17 protein-coding genes are annotated in these 18,111 nt (G+C 70.0%); 11 read left to right on the forward strand and 6 right to left on the reverse strand.

All coding sequences use genetic code 11. From position 1 onward, the window contains the following. The 3 genes from NF557_RS00830 (at position 1) to NF557_RS17745 (ending at position 4,123) form a co-directional block, all read left to right on the forward strand. Positions 1–801, forward strand: coding sequence for an NUDIX hydrolase (locus NF557_RS00830; protein WP_252621216.1), 801 nt, complete (start codon positions 1–3; stop codon positions 799–801). A gap of 11 nt (positions 802–812) precedes the next feature. Continuing rightward, the gene (locus NF557_RS00835) at positions 813–2,471 is read left to right on the forward strand and encodes a substrate-binding domain-containing protein (protein WP_252621217.1); all 1,659 of its coding nucleotides are present in this window, start codon (positions 813–815) and stop codon (positions 2,469–2,471) included. A 155-nt stretch (positions 2,472–2,626) separates the two neighbouring features. Continuing rightward, complete coding sequence (locus NF557_RS17745) at positions 2,627–4,123, forward strand: IS30 family transposase (RefSeq protein WP_425342940.1); 1,497 nt, start codon at positions 2,627–2,629, stop codon at positions 4,121–4,123. A 131-nt stretch (positions 4,124–4,254) separates the two neighbouring features. Here the strand turns inward: NF557_RS17745 and NF557_RS00845 are convergent, their stop codons facing one another. From NF557_RS00845 to NF557_RS00855, 3 genes are all read right to left on the reverse strand, one after another. After that, entirely contained in the window at positions 4,255–4,500 is a 246-nt protein-coding gene (locus NF557_RS00845) for a DUF6458 family protein (RefSeq protein ID WP_252621218.1), read from the reverse strand. Between the two features lie 111 nt (positions 4,501–4,611). Beyond that, the gene (locus tag NF557_RS00850) at positions 4,612–5,334 is read right to left on the reverse strand and encodes a dienelactone hydrolase family protein (protein ID WP_252621219.1); all 723 of its coding nucleotides are present in this window, start codon (positions 5,332–5,334) and stop codon (positions 4,612–4,614) included. Between the two features lies 1 nt (position 5,335). Then, positions 5,336–5,719 carry a phage holin family protein gene (locus NF557_RS00855; RefSeq protein ID WP_252621220.1) on the reverse strand — a complete coding sequence of 128 codons (384 nt, stop codon included), beginning with the start codon at positions 5,717–5,719 and terminating at the stop codon, positions 5,336–5,338. A gap of 33 nt (positions 5,720–5,752) precedes the next feature. Here NF557_RS00855 and hisC point away from each other — a divergent pair, with 33 nt between their 5' ends. Then, complete coding sequence (gene hisC, locus NF557_RS00860) at positions 5,753–6,844, forward strand: histidinol-phosphate transaminase (RefSeq protein ID WP_252621221.1); 1,092 nt, start codon at positions 5,753–5,755, stop codon at positions 6,842–6,844. On the opposite strand, the gene NF557_RS00865 is transcribed toward hisC, so the two are convergent. Further along, entirely contained in the window at positions 6,820–8,367 is a 1,548-nt protein-coding gene (locus tag NF557_RS00865) for a gluconokinase (RefSeq protein ID WP_252621222.1), read from the reverse strand. The genes hisC and NF557_RS00865 overlap by 25 nt on opposite strands. A 176-nt stretch (positions 8,368–8,543) precedes the next feature. Here NF557_RS00865 and NF557_RS00870 point away from each other — a divergent pair, with 176 nt between their 5' ends. The 6 genes from NF557_RS00870 (at position 8,544) to NF557_RS00895 (ending at position 14,304) form a co-directional block, all read left to right on the forward strand. Then, entirely contained in the window at positions 8,544–9,416 is an 873-nt protein-coding gene (locus NF557_RS00870) for a carboxypeptidase-like regulatory domain-containing protein (protein WP_252621223.1), read from the forward strand. Positions 9,417–9,567: 151 nt separating this feature from the next. Beyond that, on the forward strand, positions 9,568–10,758 hold the full coding sequence (pdhA, locus tag NF557_RS00875; RefSeq protein ID WP_252621224.1) for a pyruvate dehydrogenase (acetyl-transferring) E1 component subunit alpha: 1,191 nt from the start codon (positions 9,568–9,570) through the stop codon (positions 10,756–10,758). Continuing rightward, positions 10,758–11,759, forward strand: a complete 1,002-nt coding sequence (locus tag NF557_RS00880) for an alpha-ketoacid dehydrogenase subunit beta (protein WP_252621225.1) — start codon at positions 10,758–10,760, stop codon at positions 11,757–11,759. Before pdhA ends, NF557_RS00880 begins: the two co-directional genes overlap by 1 nt. 12 nt (positions 11,760–11,771) lie before the next feature. After that, positions 11,772–13,241: a dihydrolipoamide acetyltransferase family protein gene (locus tag NF557_RS00885; RefSeq protein WP_252621226.1), complete on the forward strand. Its 1,470-nt coding sequence runs from the start codon at positions 11,772–11,774 to the stop codon at positions 13,239–13,241. 3 nt (positions 13,242–13,244) lie between these two features. Next, on the forward strand, positions 13,245–13,772 hold the full coding sequence (locus tag NF557_RS00890; protein ID WP_252621227.1) for a hypothetical protein: 528 nt from the start codon (positions 13,245–13,247) through the stop codon (positions 13,770–13,772). Between the two features lie 10 nt (positions 13,773–13,782). Further along, entirely contained in the window at positions 13,783–14,304 is a 522-nt protein-coding gene (locus tag NF557_RS00895) for a VOC family protein (RefSeq protein ID WP_252621228.1), read from the forward strand. Positions 14,305–14,372: 68 nt separating this feature from the next. On the opposite strand, the gene NF557_RS00900 is transcribed toward NF557_RS00895, so the two are convergent. Both NF557_RS00900 and NF557_RS00905 read right to left on the reverse strand, forming a co-directional pair. Next, positions 14,373–14,933, reverse strand: a complete 561-nt coding sequence (locus tag NF557_RS00900; RefSeq protein ID WP_252621229.1) for a hypothetical protein — start codon at positions 14,931–14,933, stop codon at positions 14,373–14,375. 265 nt (positions 14,934–15,198) lie between these two features. Then, entirely contained in the window at positions 15,199–16,071 is an 873-nt protein-coding gene (locus NF557_RS00905; RefSeq protein WP_252621230.1) for a maleylpyruvate isomerase family mycothiol-dependent enzyme, read from the reverse strand. A gap of 26 nt (positions 16,072–16,097) precedes the next feature. On the opposite strand from NF557_RS00905, the gene NF557_RS00910 reads away from it, so the two are divergent. Further along, on the forward strand, positions 16,098–18,110 hold the full coding sequence (locus tag NF557_RS00910; RefSeq protein ID WP_252621231.1) for a bifunctional copper resistance protein CopD/cytochrome c oxidase assembly protein: 2,013 nt from the start codon (positions 16,098–16,100) through the stop codon (positions 18,108–18,110). The last annotated feature ends 1 nt before the right edge of the window (position 18,111 follow it).

Raw genomic sequence — 18,111 nt, forward strand, 5'->3', positions numbered from 1 at the left:
GTGAGCACGCACGGTTCGGCCGGCCTGGGGCTGCGCGAGGTGGCCTCCGGCGTCCTCGCCCTGACCTGGCCGGATGGACGCGTGCCCGCGACCGCCGAGGTGCTCCCTCTCCTCGAGCAGGCCTTCGCGGGCGGTGCCCACCGCGTGGAGGCCGAGGTGCTGGTCGGTGACCGGGACAGTAGGGTGGCGCTGCAGCGCGCAGGTCTGCGGCCCGAGGGCACGGCCAGGGGACGCCGTATGTCGTCAGCTGGCCCACCAGCGGACGTCACCATGCTCGCCCGACTGGCCGGCGATCCAGAGCCCGGGACCAGGGAGTCGTTCCTGGCCATGCTCAACGCGACCCTGCCTCGCACCAGGGTGATCTCCCAGGGTCTGATCCGCGATGGGCGGGGGCGGATCCTGCTGTGCGAACTGACCTACAAGTCCGACTGGGACCTGCCCGGCGGCGTCGTGGACCCTCACGAGTCACCGCGCACCGCGCTGGCCCGCGAAGTGAGCGAGGAGCTCGGACTGGACCTGCAACCAGGCCCGCTGCTTGCCGTGAACTGGCTGCCGCCATACCGCCAGTGGGATGACGCCGTGCTGTTCGTCTTCGACCTCGGCGAGGTGCCGGACCTGCTCGACCGGGTCGTGCTCGAGACCAGTGAGCTGGCGTCGGTCCACTGGGTCAGGCAGGATGCGGTCGGCAGCCATGTCGCGCCCTACGCGGCCCGGCACCTGACCACGATCCTGGCCGCCGACCCCTCACACGGTCCGCTCGTGCTGGAGGACGGCATTCCTGTTCCGGGAGAACTCCCCTAACATGCTCTATTGTGTCCCGCCACCGCTCTGAGTCCCAGACCTCCCTGAAGCGCCCTCTGGCGATCCTGCTCGCCCTCGCAGTCGCCGCAATGGCGATCTTTGGCATCACGCGGGCCCTCGGCGGGGACGCAGACACTGCCGACCCGACGCCCAGCGCCGCACCCGGCGATGACGACGCGCAGACCGCCACCGCCGACCCGACGTCCACCGAGGATGCCGCGGACGAGACCGCGGCGCCGGAGTGCGAGGAGGACTACGCGGTGACGGTGCTGGCCTCGCCGGACATCGAGCCGGTGATCACCCAGATCGCCGACGGTCTGGCGTGCACCACCGTCACGGTCGAGGCGCAGCCCTCGCTGGAGGTGGCGGCGTTGATGGCGGGTGGCGAGGCCCCGGAGGCCCAGGTCTGGATCCCGAGCTCACCGGCCTTCGCGGCGGCACTGGCTGACGCTGGCGTCAGCGTCGAGGTCGGGCCTGTCGTGGCCACCTCACCAGTGGTGCTCGCCGCCGAGAGGTCAGTCTTTGAGGAAAGCACCGCCAACTTGGCGGAGGAGCCGACCTGGGCCGACCTGGTCACGGCTGAGCTGCCACTGGTGGTCGGCGACCCCCAGCAGGACCCTGCCACGATGGCCACCCTGCTGTCCGCCCACGTCGGGCTCGGTGACTCGGATGCTGCCCGGGCACTCACCTCGAGTCTCATGGTCAAGCTCGCGCAGAACGCGGTCGCTGACCCGCTCGCCGCGGTGCAGGGCGGTGGCCCCATCTTTGCTCCCACGACCGCCAGCCAGGTGGTGGCCTCGACCGGCAGCGACCATGAGCTGGTCGGCCTGACGCCGCGCGGCGGTGCGGGGTTGCTCTCCTATCCGTATGTCGTGCTGCCGGGCGCCGCGGAGGCTCCCGGAGTTGCGGAGCTGCGTGAGGCGTTGCTCGCCCCGGAGGCTGCCGCAGTCTTCGAGGCCGGGGGCCTGGCTGCCGGGGACGGCGCGGCGACCACGCCCGACGCCGAGGCCGTCCAGGCGCTGATCCAGGAGTGGACCACGCTGCAGCCGCCATCGCGCCTGCTCGCCGTCATTGACGTCTCGGGCTCGATGGACGAGAAGGCTGGCGAGGCCAGCCGCATCCAGATCACGAGCCAGGCCGCCGAGCGCGGGCTCGGGTTGTTCCCGGACGACAGCGCGGTCGGGCTGTGGGTGTTCTCGACCAACCGGGGCCCTGACGACGAGGACTTCGTCGAGGTCCTGCCGGTCCGGCAGCTGACCACGGATGTCGACGGGAAGACTCAGCGGGAGCTGCTGCAGGAGGCGTCCAGCAGCATGGACGAGGACATGACCACCGGTGACACCGGTCTGCACGACACGATCCTGGCGGCCTATCTGCACATGCAGGGGGACTGGCAGGACGGGTTCGTCAGCTCGATCGTGCTGCTCACCGACGGCGTGAACGACGACTCCACCGGTGGTCTCAGCGAGGACGAGCTGATCGCCGAGCTCGGGGACCTCGCTGACCCGGAGCGACCGGTCCGGTTGATCCTGATCGGCATGGGTCCGGACGTCGACTCCTCCGCGCTCGAGCGGGTGGCACAGGCTGCCGGCGGTGTGGCCTACACCGCTGAGGACCCGCGCGACATCGGCCAGGTCTTCGTGCAGGCGATCGCGGCCCGACAGGGCTGAGCCAGCGACGCCCCGCCAGGTGCGTGCAGACGCGCCCCCGTCAGACGCGCCCCGTGCGTGGAGACGCGCCGCCGACCATGGTGCAACTGCATGGATCCTTCACACGGTCTGGCCTTGGGTTCAGGGGTCAGCGCAACACCAATCTGCCGGGAGGCATGGTGCTGCGTTCGTATGGTCTGGGTTTGGTGGCTGCTGGGATGGCTCTGGAGGAGGTGGGCAGGGTCTTGGCCCGGGACCGGTCGTCGGTGCTTCGTTGGGTGCGGGCCACGGGTGTGGCCGCCGACCAGCTCGTCTTGCGACCGGAGCTGTTGCCGGCTGGCTTCCTTGAGGGCGGTTATGTCGATGCCCGGGGCTTGCTGACCCCGGCCGGGGAGGAGTTGATCGCTCCGGTGCGGGTGGCCGGTCAGGTGGGCCAGCCGAGCAGTGCACAGCGTCGCGCCGAAGCGTTCGGAATGCTTGCCGAGGGAAAGAGCCTGACAGCGGTCGCCCGCACGCTCGGCATCAACGAGTCGACCCTGTACCGGTGGATCGTCGCGCAGGGGTGGTCCGGGCAACCCGGTGGGATCGGGGGGTTGGACGGCGCGTCGCGGGCGGCGGCTCGCGCGAGCCTGGTACCTGCTGTACCTATGGATGAGGACTACCGCGATGAGCGGGGCCGGTTGACCCAGGCCGGGCGCGGGGTGCTCCAGCACCTGGCTGGCACCACCGCGACCAACGCCCATATCGCCAGGGTGCTGGGCGTGCACCGCTCCACGATCGGTCGGGAGCTGGCCCGGTTCGCTGACCGAGCCGGCTACCGCGCTCGGGCCGCGCAGGACCTTGCCACTGCCGCGGCGGCCCGTCCGCAGGCCCGCCGGTTGTCCTGCCCGCGGTTGCGAGCCGCGGTGATCGAGCGGCTGAACAAGAGGTGGTCGCCCGAGCAGGTCGCTGCTGACCTGCGTCTCAGCTACCCGGACGAGGAAGATATGTGGGTGTCCCACGAGACGATCTACCAAGCGCTGTACGTCCAGGGCAAAGGCTCCCTGCGTCACGAGGTGAAGGTGGCCAAGGCCACCCGCACCGGCCGCACGAGCCGCAAGCCCCGCTCCAAGCTGCCGCCCAAGGCCAGCAGCCGGTCCTGGATCGATGAGGACAACCACATCAGCGCCCGACCTGCCGAGGTGGCCGACCGGGCCGTGCCCGGCCACTGGGAAGGAGACCTCGTCATCGGTGCCAAGGGCGCCACCGCGTTGATCACCCTGGCCGAGCGGGCCACCCGCAACGTGCTGATCTACCGACTCCCGGACCGCCACGACGCCCCGACCGTGACCCAGGCCCTGATCCAGATGGTCGCCGACCTCCCGGGCGACCTGCGCCGAACCATCACCTGGGACCAAGGATCTGAGCTGGCTGAGCACGCTGATTTCACACTGGCCAGTGACTGCCAGGTCTACTTCTGTGACCCGCACTCACCCTGGCAACGCGGCACCAACGAGAACACCAACGGCCTGATCCGTGACTTCTTCCCCAAAGGCACCGACTTCGCCAAGGTCACCGACGAAGAAGTCCGTGACGCCCAGGACCTCCTGAACACCCGACCCCGCAAAACACTCGGCTTCGCGACTCCCGCCGCTAGACTCGCCGAACTACTCACCGTTGCGCAGACCCCTTGAATTCGCCGGCTTCGGAGCGTGAAGAATCCATGCAACTGCACGCGGGAGGCCGCCCTGTGGCGGGGCGCTGTCGGGGGTAGGCCTGTGGCGGGGCGCCGCCGGGTGCGGCTATGGCTGTGGTGTGAGCTGCCTCAGACGCGCGGGTCGTCGCGGCGCTCGATCACGTCAGGTCCGCCGCGGCGCTCCTCGATGACGGTGTGGCTGCTGTTGGAGCGCTGAGCGTTCTGGATGATGCCCATGATCAGTGCCAGCACGCCACCGCCCATCAGGATCCAGCCGACCACGTCGAGGTTGGTGTTGAGATAGCTCTCGTCGAGGTTCGTGAACGTCAGGATGGCTCCGACCACCAGCAGGGTGATGCCAAGTCCGATGCCCATTGAGTCTCCTTCTGATCGATGGCACGCGGGGTGCGTGCAGCACCATCATCACCCGAGTGCGGCCCACCTGTCCCGCCAGACACCGACCTAGCGCGAGCTCGGCTGACCGCGTCAGGTCACGGGCAGGCGCTTCCTCAGGAACTTCGCCGTCTGCCGCCAGGCGTCGCGTGAGGCGGCCTTGTGGCGGAACATCGGGTGCGGGTTGTCGAACGCGTGCCCCGCGCCCTCATGGAGCTTGAACCGGACGTCGTCGTGGCCCTGGCTGACCCAGTCGCGGATCTGCGCGACCTGCTCCATGGGGATGTAGGCGTCGGCCGTGCCGAAGTGATGCAGGCTCGGCAGGTTGACCTGCACCCCGGCCTGCACCAGCTGCGGCAGCGCTGAGCCGTAGTAGCTGACGAGCAGCGCCAGCGGTGTCGTGGCCCGCGCGCCCACGGCAAACGCCAGCCCGCCGCCGAGGCAGTAGCCCACGAGGCCGACCTTGCCGACGTGGGGCAGGGCAGCCAGGTGCTCGGTCGCCGCGACGCCGTCGCGGACGGCGGTGTCCCAGTCGAGCTGGGAGACCAGGGCCATCCCCTGGTCGAGCACGTCGTCGGCAGACTCATCGACACGCTGCCTGGGCAGACGCCAGTAGAACTCTGGTGCGAGCACGGCATACCCCAGGTCGGCGAGGTCCTCGCAGCGGCGCCGGATGTAGTCGCTGACGCCGAAGATCTCCTGGAAGACCACTAGTGCCGGTCGATCCTGGTCGTCGACGGTGGGCGGGAACCACAGCTGGGCCGGCATGGCTCCGTCCGGTGTCGGGATGGAGACCTCGGTGGGTTCGAGCGCCATGTCAGTCCCTACCGTCGGGCAGCACCGCGTTGAGGACCATCGACACGATCGTGATGATCAGGGCGCCCAGGACGGCGTCCCACCAGAAGCTCTGCACGTCGAAGCCGAGGTCGAACCATGCAGCCACCCACTGGGTCAGCCACAGCATGATCGCGTTGAGGATGAACGTGAACAGCCCGAGAGTCAGGATGAGCACCGGCAGCGACAGGATCGTCAGGATCGGTTTGATGACCGCGTTGAGCACACCGAAGATCAGGGCGACGGCCGCGATGGTGAGGACCTGGGCCGTGGTGCTGCTGGCTTCCTCGAAGACGATGCCGTCGACGAGGAGGGCAGCCACCCACAGGGCGACGCCGTTGACGAGGACCTTGATGAGGAAGGACATGGGCATATCGTCGCACCGTCTACGCTCAGATGCATGAACCACGGTGTCCGCCTCCGCAAGACGCTCGACGGCGTCCCCGCCTACAAGCCGGGCAAGCCGGCCGCGCCGGTCGAGGGACTGACGGCCTACAAGATCTCGTCCAACGAGAATCCCTACCCGCCGTTGCCCTCCGTGCTGCAGGTGGTGACCGAGGCGGCCGGCAGCATGAACCGCTATCCCGACATGGCTGTCACCGCGCTGACCGACGCGCTCGCGGAGCGCTGGGAGGTGCCGACCAGCAGCATCGCCACCGGCACCGGCAGCGTGGGCGTGCTCGCCCAGCTGATCAACATCACCTGCGACCCCGGCGACGAGGTCGTCTATGCCTGGCGCTCCTTCGAGGCCTACCCGATCGTGGTCGCGCTCGCCGGGGCCACGTCGGTGCAGGTCCCGCTGACCGAGACCGCCGAGCACGACCTGTCGGCGATGGCTGCCGCCGTGACCGACCGCACCCGGTTGATCCTGGTCTGCACCCCGAACAACCCGACCGGCCCCTCGGTCACGGGTGCGGCACTGCGCGAGTTCCTGGCTGCGGTGCCCAGCGACATCCTGGTGGTCATCGACGAGGCCTACCTGGAGTTCAACACCGCCGAGGACGCCCCGGACGCGCTGGCGATCTATCGCGAGTTCCCCAACGTCGCCGTGCTTCGCACCTTCTCCAAGGCCTATGGCCTGGCCGGGTTGCGCGTCGGCTATGCCGTCGCGCACGAGGACGTGGCGACCGCCCTGCGCAAGGCCGCGACGCCGTTTGGTGTCTCCATGCTCGCCGAGCGGGCCGCGATCGCCAGCCTGGCGGCCTACGACGAGCTCGAGCTGCGGGTCAAGGCCCTGGTGCAGGAGCGGGAGCGGGTCCTGGCGGCGCTGCGCGAGCAGGGCTGGGCGGTGCCGGACACCCAGGCCAACTTCGTCTGGCTCCCGCTCGGCGACGACTCGGTGGACTTCGCGAGCAGCTGCCAGGCGCAGGGACTGACGCTGCGACCCTTCCCCGGCGACGGGGTCCGGTGCACGATCGGCGAGACCGAGGCCAACGACCGCCTCATCGAGATCGCCCAGGAGTTCCGTCAGCTGCGGAAGAGCGCCTCATAGACCCGCTCGAAGCGGTCTAGCCGGTGGGCATAATGGCGCCGACGCTGCGGGTCCGGGGTCAGGGTCTCGCCGTGGGGAGGACGGGCCCGCTCCACGCCGGGCGCGAGCGTCTCGAGCGCCAGCAGGGCGCAGCCACGCAGGGTCGACCTCTTGATCGTCACCGGTGTGACCGGGGCCTGCATCGCATCGGCCATCATCTGCAGCAGCTCGGGACGGTCGGTGCTCACGCGACCGCCGCAGACGAGCTGTTGTGACTGCGGCGCGGCCACCCGCAGCTCAGACTCGATCCGGGCGTAGGCCAGCGCGATCCCCTCGGCCACGCCGCGATAGACCTCGACCGGTGAGGACCCCTCACCAAGGCCGGTGACGACCGCTCGAGCGTGCGAGGCCCACCCGGTGCTGCGCTCGCCGGTGAAGAACGGCAGGACCAGTGGGGTGCTCTCCTGCGGCTCGGACCTCAGGGCGTCGGTCAGCGCATCGGTGGCGACGTCGTATGCCGGCTGGCTCGCCGCGCCGGTCGCCGCGCCGGTCGCCGCGCCGGTCGCCAGGGCTGCGTCCGCCCAGGCCAGTGCGCGGCCGACGTCGTTGAGGGCACCGCCCAGCAGCGCGCGGTCATGGGAGACGCGGTAGCACCAGAGGCCGGCCGGGAGCTCGTCAGGCAGGTCCCGGATGAGCACCCGGAGCGCTCCCGAGGTGGCACAGGAGGCACCGATCGTCGTCTCGTCATGGGCCCCGAGCCCGACGTTGGCGGCGAACCCGTCCGCGACCGCCGCAAACCATCGCGCCTCGGCGAGCTCTGGCCAGGTGCGGGCCAGCTCGCCAGCGCGCTCCGCAGAGATCTCTAGCGGTTGGTCAAGGTGATGGACGGGCGGCAGCTGGTCTAGGCGGATCCCGGCGAGCGCGACCACCTCGGGTGACCAGTCGGCCGTGTGCCGGTCGACCATGCCGGTCCAGGCGGCGCTCGAGGTGCCCGTGGCGACGGCACCGGTGAGTGAGCGCAGGACGTAGTCGCCGAGCGAGAGATAGAGAGCGGCCGCGTCCACGACCTCGGGTCGTTCCGCGGCGAGCCAGCGCAGCCGGGCCGGCCAGTAGCTGGAGTGCACCCGGGTGCCGGTCCGCTGCTGGATCTCCTCCTCGCTCACCTCCTCGCGCAGGGAGTCGACGTGGTGACCGCAGCGACTATCGGCATAGGTGTAGCAGGGAGTCAGCGCCGCACCCTGCCTGTCGACGGCGACCAGCGACGAGGCAAACGTGTCCAGAGCAACGCCGGCCACGGGGCGGCCGTCGAGGGCCGTGGTGAGCGTGTCGATGATCTCGCGCAGCTCCTCGACGACCTGGTCCGGGTCGAGCTCCGAGGTGCCGTCGGGCGCCACCGTGAAGCCGTGCGCGACCTTGGCTCGCCTGCCCACGGGTCTGCCGTGGGCGTCAAAGACCATCCCCCGGCTCGCGGTGGACCCCACGTCCAGGGCGAGCACCAGCGGGGGGACCGCGTCCTGCCAGTCGATCTCGAACTCGGAGGCCATGCCCCACCATAGGTCGCACCACGCTCGCTGTCAGCGGACCCGCAGGCCTCGGTCGACCCGGCCCACGGCATACATCCGGGGAGCGATGTCCAACGGCGACGAGTCCTCCCCGAGGCTCCCGAACTCATCCTCTGGGCGGTATCCCCGGGGTGGGTCAGGCCGCTAGCCTCACCGACATGACCCAGAGAACCTGGCGATCTGGCGCTTCCCTCCTGCTCGCAGCGACCCTGCTCACGGCCTGCACCGGGGGGCCACCCGAGGTGTCCGAACCACCACGGCCCAGTGCCTCGGTCGACGGCACCGCGGGCGCGCCCTCAGCCGACCAGGGCGCCGGCGGTGAGGCTGGTGGGCAGGTCGGCGAGCCAGTCGCCGCCGAGGTCGCACTCGGCGAGGTCGAGCCGTATGTCGTCAAGGGGCGGGTCCTCGACCCCCAGGGCCGCCCGATGCCGGGGGTCTCGGTGCTGGCGGACAACACGATGCTCTATGACAGCAACGCGCAGGCCGTGACCGACGCCGACGGCGCCTACCGCCTGGATCTCTCGCTCATGGAGACGACCTGGCGGATGTATGGCCAGCACGAGGTCGACTACGACGGTCAGCGCTTCACGTTCCGGCTCGAGGTGGACGAGTCGCCGTTCGCCAGCAGCGAGGGTGCGATCCGGGACTTCGTCTGGCGGATCGGCGGCCCCATGGGCGACGGTGTGTTGTTCCACGGGGGCGGTGGCCACGTCTACCAGGACTACGGCACCTACGGGATCGAGGACATCACCCTGGTGACCCTGCACTTCACCCCGTCCGCCCCGCTGGTCGACGGGACGGCGGGGGAGCCGGTCGACGTGCCGGTGGATGTGATGGGAGCCTTCGGCGGGGTCCCGCTGGGGCGCTACACGATCACCGCGACCTACGGTCCGGTCGGTGCCGAGCAGGACCTGTTGATCCGGGAGGACACCTGGGACGACGACGTGCCCTACGCCCCGTCCGTCGAGGCCGGCTTCGAGCCCGACCTGTGGGGCGGCGACCTCGCCGTGCAGGTGCGGCTGCCCGACTGAGCGGTGACGAGCGGCTGCTGCGTGACCCCGCGGCATACTCCCTGTCCGGGTCTGCTCCGGTCGGTGACCGTCCCCTTGCTGCGGTAGCGTGGGGTCGACCCTGCGACTGGCCGGCGCCTCGCGCGCCGGCCGCATGAAGGAGCACGAACCAGTGAGCGACGACGTCGTCGCGCCGGTGGCCACCGCCGCGCCCGCGACCCACGAACCACCCGCCAGAGACATCACCGATGGCGGTCCGGACATGGTCCAGTTCCTCGATGCCGACGGCCAGCCGGTCGCGCTGAACGAGGTCAACAGCCCGTATGCCGAGTATGTCGACGCGATCGACGACGAGCAGTTGCGCAGCCTCTATCGCGACCTGGTGCTGGTGCGCCGCGTGGACGCCGAGGGTCACGCGCTGCAGAGGCAGGGCGAGCTCGGCCTGTGGCCGTCGCTGCTGGGGCAGGAGGCTGCCCAGGTCGGCGCCGGTCGCGCGATGCGACCGCAGGACTACGCCTTCCCCGGCTATCGCGAGCACGGTGTGGCGTGGTGCAAGGGGGTCGACCCGATCAACCTGCTCGGCATGTTCCGTGGGGTCAACCACGGTGGCTGGGACTCCAACGAGAACAACTTCCATCTCTACACGATCGTCATCGGCAACCAGATGCTGCACGCGTCGGGTTATGCGATGGGGGTGCAGAAGGACGGCATGGTCGGCACCGGTGACCCGGAGCGGGACACCGCCGTGATGGCCTTCACCGGTGATGGCGGGACGGCCCAGGGTGACTACAACGAGTCCCTGGTCTTTGCCTCGGTGGCGCACTCGCCGGTGGTCTTCTTCGTCCAGAACAACCACTGGGCGATCTCCGAGCCCAACGACCGCCAGTTCACGATCCCGCCCTACCAGCGTGCGCGTGGCTTTGGCATCCCGGGCGTGCGGGTCGACGGCAACGACGTGCTCGCCTCGCTGGCCGTCACCCAGGGTGCTCTGGACCGGGCCCGAAGCGGTGGTGGTCCGACGCTGATCGAGGCGTTCACCTATCGGATGGGAGCGCACACCACCTCGGACGACCCGACGAAGTATCGGATCGCGGCGGAGGTCGACATCTGGAAGAAGAAGGACCCGATCGACCGGCTGCGCAAGCACCTGGAGAGCAAGGGTCTGGCCGACCAGGAGTGGCTCGAGGCCCTCGACGCCGAGGCCGACGAGCTGGCCCTGCGCATCCGCACCGCGTGCCAGCAGATGCCGAACCCTCCGCACTCGGAGATGTTCGAGAAGGTCTATGCCGAGCCACACCCTCTCGTGGAGCGAGAGCGTGAGGAGTTCCTGGCCTACCAGGCGAGCTTTGAGGAGGAGGACTGATGAGTGCCAGCAGTGGGGCCGCGCCCCAGAAGATGACGATCGCCAAGGCGCTCAACGCCGGCATGCGTGCTGCCATGGAGGCCGACTCCAAGGTCGTGCTGCTGGGCGAGGACATCGGCAAGCTCGGCGGCGTCTTCCGCATCACGGAGGGCCTGCAGAAGGACTTTGGGGAGGACCGGGTCATCGACACCCCGCTGGCGGAGTCGGGGATCATGGGCACGGCGGTGGGTCTGGCCCTGCGCGGCTACCGTCCGGTGGTGGAGATCCAGTTCGACGGGTTCGTCTATCCGGCCTTCGACCAGATCATCAGCCAGGTCTCCAAGATGCACTACCGCTCGCAGGGGCACCTGAAGCTGCCGATGGTCATCCGCATCCCGTATGGCGGGGGCATCGGTGCCGTGGAGCACCACAGTGAGTCCAACGAGGCCTACTTCGCGCACACCGCGGGCCTGCGGGTGGTCACCTGCTCCTCGGCCGAGGACGGCTACTGGATGATGCAGCAGGCGATCGCCAGTGACGACCCGGTCGTCTTCTATGAGCCGAAGCGGCGCTACCACGAGCGTGGCGAGGTCGAGCTGGGTGAGAGCGCCCCGCACGGCCTGCACGACGCGGTGGTCCGCGCCGAGGGCAGCGACGTGACGCTGCTGGCCTATGGTCCGATGGTCAAGACGGCGATGATCGCAGCGCAGTCCGCCGAGGCGGAGGGGACGTCGATCGAGGTCATCGACCTGCGTTCGCTGTCGCCGCTGGACCTGCCGGTCATCCTGGAGTCGGTCAAAAAGACCGGTCGGGCGATCGTGGCGCACGAGGCCCAGACGTTCCTTGGCATGGGCGCCGAGCTGGCCGCGATGATCCAGCACGAGTCGTTCTATCACCTCGAGGCACCGGTGATCCGGGTCGGCGGCTACAACATCCCCTATCCGCCGAGTCGGCACGAGGAAGTCTTCCTGCCCGACCTGGACCGCGTCCTGGACGCCGTCGACCGCTCGCTCGCCTACTGACCTGCAAGGAGTATGCCGATGCCCCAGTTCAACCTGCCCGACCCCGGCGAGGGCCTCGTGGAGGCAGACATCGTCACCTGGAAGGTGAAGGTCGGCGACGAGGTCAAGGTCAACGACATCGTCGTGGAGATCGAGACGGCCAAGTCGCTCGTGGAGCTGCCGATCCCGTGGGCCGGCACGGTCAGTGAGATCCTGGCCCAAGAGGGCGAGACGGTGGAGGTCGGGTCTCCGATCGTGGTCATCGACACCGGTGAGGGCGAGCCGGCCGCCACAGGCCCGGGTGGTGCGGAGGCCGCGGACGGCGGGGACGCCGTTGCAGCGGCGGAGCCGGGCACGCTCGCAGCCCCCGGTGAGAGCACACCAGAGCCGGCTCGTGAGGCCAACCTGGTCGGCTATGGCCCTACCGCCGCGGCCACGACGCGTCGGGCCCGCAAGTCCGCCGCCGGAGAGCCCACTGCCGAGGCACCACCGGAGCCGCCGGCCGCTCCCACGAAGGTCAAGGCGCTGGCCAAGCCCCCGGTGCGAAAGTATGCCAAGGACCAGGGCGTCGACCTGGCCGCGGTCTCCCCCTCCCGCGAGGACGGGGTGATCAGCCGCGCAGACGTCGACGCCCACCTCGCCGGTGGCAGTGCGGCGGCCACCGCACAGCTCGAGGCGCCTGCCGCGACCTCCGACGCGGTTGCTGAGCCAGCGTCCGGGGGGGACACGGGGGGCGGAGCCCCCCGTGCGACGGCATACGCAGCACCTGCCTTCGACCGCTCGGGCGAGCGTGAGACGCGCACCCCGGTCAAGGGGGTGCGCAAGGTGACTGCGCAGGCGATGGTCTCCTCGGCGTTCACGGCCCCGCACGTCACGGAGTTCATCACCGTCGACGTCAGCGCCACGATGGAGCTGGTCGAGCGGCTCAAGAACGACCGCGAGTTCAAGGGTCTGAAGATCTCGCCGCTGCTGGTGCTGGCCAAGGCGCTGTGCCTGGCGGTCAAGCGCAACCCGGGCATCATCGCCGCCTGGGACGAGGACGCTCAGGAGATCGTCCAGAAGCACTACGTCAACCTGGGCATCGCCGCGGCAACCCCGCGCGGGCTGATGGTGCCCAACATCAAGGACGCGGACCTGATGGACCTGCGCCAGCTCGCGGAGGCCATGGCCCACCTGGTCGAGACCGCCCGGGCCGGTCGCACCCAGCCGGCCGAGATGTCCGGCGGGTCGATCACGATCACCAACGTCGGTGTCTTCGGCGTCGACACGGGCACCCCGATCATCAACCCCGGCGAGTCCGCGATCGTGGCCTTCGGCGCGGTCCGGCGTCAGCCGTGGGTCGTGACCGGCGCCGACGGCAGTGAGGAGATCGTGCCGCGCTGGGTCACCCAGCTCGCGGTCGCCTTCGACCACCGCCTGGTCGACGGTGAGCTCGGTTCGAAGTTCCTGGCCGACCTGGCCGCGATCCTGGAGGACCCGAGCCGCGCGCTGGTCTGGGGCTGAGCCGTGTCCCGGTCCGACGACTCGCGGCTGCCGGCGCGCACCGGTCGCCGGACCGCACCGGACGCCGCCGAGCGCGTCGGCGGTGTCGGACGCGACGGGCATGGCCATGGCCTCGGTGGCTCTCGTGCGCCGCGCCGTCCGCTGCGGTTGAAGGACCGCCTGTTCACCGTCCTGTGCGTGCTCGCCGCCGTCGCCGTGGTCTTCCTGGCCCTCTCGCGGGGCAACCCGCGGGCAGCGGTCATCGGGGGCGGACTCTTCCTCGGGTATGCCGTGCTGCACTCGGTGGCCCGCCGTCTCGAACCGGCTGCGCGACTGGTCACCGGTCATGAGGCCGACGCGGCCGACCGGCTTGCCCAGTTCCGTGCGACGAGGACGGCCGGCCAGGTGGCGGTGGCTGTCGCGCTGGTCGGCGTCGCCCTCGCGCTGTTCGGGGACTGGGGCACCGGCCTGTGGGTCGCCGGGACCGCGATCCTGGTCGTCGCCTCGTTCGTGCTGGGACTCTGGTGGTTCAGCCGCACGGGCGTGAGCTGAGGAGGAGCTGATGGCCCGACCCAGGATCGAAGTCACCTCGGTGTCGATCAGCACCAGCGCGCCGCGCGAGCTCGCCGACTTCTATGCCCGGCTGCTCGGGGTCGAGGTCGCCGACTCCGAGGGACCCCGCGCCGGCGAACCACCGACGGCAGGGTGGGCCCAGCTCAGGCGGGTCGAGGGACGCCTGCGGATGACGCTCAACTTCGAGTGGGACGAGCACTATGTGCCGCCCGTGTGGCCCACGCCGGTGCCGAGCCAGCTCGGCTGGCCGTCGGTCGCCACCGGTCCTGGGTCAGTGCCCGTGACGTCCGTGCCCGTGAGGTCGGTCCCGGTTCGCGAGGCCATCGTGGTCTCGGCCGGCCCGGACGCCCAGCAGGTGATGTCCCACCTTGACCTGTGGGTCGACGACCTCGAGGTCTCCGCGGCCTGGGCGATCGAGTGCGGCGCGACAGAGCACCCTCATCAGCCGCAGGAGACAGTGCAGGTGATGATCGATCCGCACGGTCACCCGTTCTGCTTGTTCACCAGCTGACCGACCCGAGGGAACAGCAACGGCGCCGACCCCGCAGGGATCGGCGCCGTTGCGACGTCAGGCTGGCGTCAGCCGGCGCAGGCGGTCTCCAGCTCGGCCTGGGCGTCGGCGGAGGCCTGGGTGTCGATCTCCGGGAGGGTGATCTCGCCGCTCTCCGGGTCCACGCCGCCGGCGTTCTTGGCGTCCACGACCTCGGCGAAGGGGGCGTTGACCTCGGTCAGCAGCGCCGAGATGTCATCCGGAGCGGCCTCAGCGGTCGCGGCGATGCGGCTCTTGAGCGTCGTCACCTCGCTGACAGCAACGGAGTCGGTGACCGTGCCGGCGTCAAGGGCAGCCCGGGCAGCCTCAGCGCGGTCGGCCAGCGTGCCGCCCTCGGTGAAGAACTCCTGGCAGGCAGGGTCGCTGTAGCTTGCGGCGTCCCCGGTCTGGCTCGAGGCGTCGCCGGTCTGGCTTGCGGCGTCGCCGGTCTCGGCGGCCATGTCGTCGCTGGTCGCGCCGGCGTTGTCGCCACCGGTGTCCTCGGAGGTCTGCTCCACGGCGGTGGGCTCGTCGGGCTCGTCCTCGGTGCTGCACGCACCCAGGGCGAGGGTGGCGGTCATCGCCAGGGCGATCACACTGAACTTCTTCACTTCATGCTCCTTCGACGTCTCACGGACCCAGGCGGTGCGCTGAGCGGATGCAGTTGCGGGAAAGCGGGTGCTGAGGCATCGCACTCGGCGGCTTCATTGACCCGGGCTGGCCCCCCTCGACGTCCCTCGTCGGGGTGGCTCTCCTGCTTAGTCTGCGGCAATTGCTTGCGCAAAGCAACTTGATTAGGTGGGGTCCGCGGTGGCGGTTCTGCAGCGGCGGTTCGGCGGTGGCGGTTGCGAGGCGACCCAGGCCAGCCCCAGGTCTTTAGGGAGTGAAGGTGATCGCGTCGAGCACCCGCTCCGCCAGCTCCTCGTCGCCGACGACGGAGTATGCCGTGTCGCTGGTCGCGCGTCGTCCAGCAGCGCGGCGCCCGAGCTCCTCGGTCGACAGGCTGATCGTGGTCGTCGGGTCGTCCTCGGAGTGGACCGCGGCGCCCATCCCACTCTCGCTCTCGCCGGTGAACAGCTGGTGATAGGTGACCGCACCGTCGTCGTCGTGGCTCACCCGCACGCCGGTGCGCGCGGTGACCGGCCCGGTGCTCTCCAGGATCACGGTCTGACCGTCCGCCATCGGCACGTCCTGCACCAGCTTTGCGAAGTGACGCACCACGCCGTTGACGAACGCCGCGGCAGCCGGCGTGTCCAGGTTGCCCATCCGACCGAGCGCCTCGCGCACGTCCTGCTCGTGAGTCCAGATGTCCTGCAGGCGCAGGAGCAGCAGGCCCCGCAGCGAGCTGCTCGAGCCCATCGGCCCGAGCACCTGCGTGGCTAGCGTCAGGGTGGGGTCGGCCAGCGAGGCCAGCCGGTTGTGCAACAGCGTCTCGAGCTCGGCCACGACCTCGGCCCCTGACCGGTCCCGCCGCAGCGCCACCCCGTGCTCCATCCAGGCGCCGAACTCGTGGCGCACGTGCTCCAGCCCCGTCAGGTCGAGCTCGGGATTTTCGCCACCGTCCAGGAAGTGCTCCACGGCAGCGATGTGCGAGAGATGGTCCTGCAGTGTCCATCCCGGGCAGGACGTCGCGCGCGCGAAGTCCTCATCCGAGCACGAGTGCCCCAGGTCGATCACTGCTTGCACGGTCTGGCGGAACGCCTCGACGAGACCGTCGAGGTCCTCTGGGGGAGCGGGGTGGATGGGCATGTGGTCAGCCTACCTAGCATGGGGGTGTGACGACCGAGACCACGACACCTGCCACCAGCGCTCCCGGCGCGGACCCGCGGCGGATCCTGGGCGCCCCGGTGGCCCTGGTCGTCGTGACCGCGGTGGTGGTGGCGCTGGTCGCGGCCGCCGCCTCCGGAGCAGTCACGCCCCTCATCCTCGGCGACACCGGGCCGGTCGTGCGCTACGGACAGGTCATCGCGCGGGTCCTGCACGACCTGTCGGCCGCACTGACCATCGGGCTGCTCCTCGTGGCGGCGTTCCTCGCCCCCGAGGGACGGCGCTCCTCGCGGCGGGCCACGGCAGCCGTCGCCGCGGCATACTGCGCCGCAGCCTGGGCGCTGACGGCCCTGCTCGCGCTCCTCTTCACCTTCTCCCAGTCCTCGGCCCTGCCGCTGACCGACCCGGCGTTCTGGGGCGAGTTCCGCGCGAACGCCTGGGGTCTCGAGATCACCCGTTTGATCGCGATCGAGCTCGGCATGGCGGTCCTGGTGGGTGTCGCGGCCGCCGTGGCCCGCACGCGCGGTCAGCTCGCCTGGGCCTTCACGCTGGCGATCGCCACGCTGTGGCCGATCAGCTTTGCCGGCCACGGCAGCAGCCTGGTCGGTCACGAGCAGGGCATGACGGCGCTGCTGATCCACCTGGTCGGCGTCAGCCTCTGGGTGGGCGCCCTGCTGGCGATCGTGGTCCTGCGCCCGGTGCTGGGCCAGGCGGTCCAGGTCACGCTGGAGCGCTTCTCCACGGTCGCGCTGGCCTGCTATGTCGCGGTCGGCGGCTCCGGCGTGCTCTTCGCGCTCCTGCAGTTCGACGATCTCGGCGACCTGACCTCGCCCTACTGGATGCTGTTGTGGCTGAAGGTGCTGGCGCTGGTGGTGCTCGGGATGTTCGGTCTCAACCAGCGCCGTCAGCTGCTCGAGCGGGACACCACCAGGCCAGGAGTCTTCGCCCGTCTGGCACTGACCGAGCTGGGGGTGATGGCGGTCGCCATCGGCCTCGGTGTCGCGCTGGGGCGCACCCCGCCACCGGTCGTGCAGGACATCACCGGCGATGACCACGTCCTGCCGCTGACCGGCTTCCCGATGCCCGAACCCTTCACCTGGGGGCGGTTGCTCACGGCCTGGGAACCGATGTGGCTCTTCCTGATCCCCGCCGCCCTGGCGATCGGCCTCTATGTCGCGGGCACGGTCCGCCTGCGCCGCCGCGGTGACGCCTGGCCCGTCGGTCGCACCATCGTCTGGGTGGTCGGGTGGCTGATCTTCATCTATGCCACCTCGGGTGCTCCCGGGATGTATGGCAAGGTCCAGTTCAGCCTGCACATGGTCATGCACATGATGCTGATGATGGCGGTCCCGATCTTCCTGGTGCCCGCGGCACCGGTCACCCTGGCTCTTCGCGCGCTCACGGCGCGCAGGGACAAGACGCTCGGCCCACGCGAGGTGATCCTGGCGATCGTGCACTCGAGGTGGGCCGGGTTCTTCGTGCACCCGCTCGTGGCCGCGGTCATCTTCTTCGGCTCGCTGATCGCGTTCTACTACACCGGCTGGTTCGAGTGGTCCCTGCGCACGCACTCCGGACACGTGGTGATGGTCGTCCACTTCGTCCTGACCGGCTACGCGTTCGTCTGGTCCCTGATCGGCACCGACCCCGGCCCGCGCAAGTGGCCGGCGCCGATGCGGCTGATGGTCCTCATCGGCACGTTGGCGGCCCACGCGTTCTTCGGGCTGGCGCTGATGACCGGCAACTGGCTGCTCGCGCCCGGCTTCTTCAAGGCGGTCGCCCTGCCCTGGGTGCCTGACCTGTTGGCTGACCAACAGCTGGCCGGCGGCATCGCCTGGGGCATCGGCGAGCTGCCGACCGTGGTGCTGGCCATGCTCGTGACGCGGGACTGGCTGCGCTCGGACAGTCGTGACGCCACCCGGTTCGACCGCCAGGCCGACCGTGACCACGACGCCGAGCTCACGGCATACAACGAGCGGTTGGCGCAGTTGTCCCGCCGGGGCGACGATCCCAGGCCGCACTAGG

Origin of the sequence: Ornithinimicrobium cryptoxanthini (assembly GCF_023923205.1) — a bacterium.
GTDB lineage: Bacteria > Actinomycetota > Actinomycetes > Actinomycetales > Dermatophilaceae > Ornithinicoccus > Ornithinicoccus cryptoxanthini.

Coding starts and splice junctions, on each gene's coding strand:
- NF557_RS17745 (WP_425342940.1), top strand. CDS start 2,627: ATGGTGCTGCGTTCGTATGGTCTGGGTTTGGTGGCTGCTGGGATGGCT.
- NF557_RS00845 (WP_252621218.1), bottom strand. CDS start 4,500: ATGGGCATCGGACTTGGCATCACCCTGCTGGTGGTCGGAGCCATCCTG.
- NF557_RS00850 (WP_252621219.1), bottom strand. CDS start 5,334: ATGGCGCTCGAACCCACCGAGGTCTCCATCCCGACACCGGACGGAGCC.
- NF557_RS00855 (WP_252621220.1), bottom strand. CDS start 5,719: ATGTCCTTCCTCATCAAGGTCCTCGTCAACGGCGTCGCCCTGTGGGTG.
- hisC (WP_252621221.1), top strand. CDS start 5,753: ATGAACCACGGTGTCCGCCTCCGCAAGACGCTCGACGGCGTCCCCGCC.
- NF557_RS00865 (WP_252621222.1), bottom strand. CDS start 8,367: ATGGCCTCCGAGTTCGAGATCGACTGGCAGGACGCGGTCCCCCCGCTG.
- NF557_RS00870 (WP_252621223.1), top strand. CDS start 8,544: ATGACCCAGAGAACCTGGCGATCTGGCGCTTCCCTCCTGCTCGCAGCG.
- NF557_RS00880 (WP_252621225.1), top strand. CDS start 10,758: ATGAGTGCCAGCAGTGGGGCCGCGCCCCAGAAGATGACGATCGCCAAG.
- NF557_RS00885 (WP_252621226.1), top strand. CDS start 11,772: ATGCCGATGCCCCAGTTCAACCTGCCCGACCCCGGCGAGGGCCTCGTG.
- NF557_RS00895 (WP_252621228.1), top strand. CDS start 13,783: ATGGCCCGACCCAGGATCGAAGTCACCTCGGTGTCGATCAGCACCAGC.
- NF557_RS00905 (WP_252621230.1), bottom strand. CDS start 16,071: ATGCCCATCCACCCCGCTCCCCCAGAGGACCTCGACGGTCTCGTCGAG.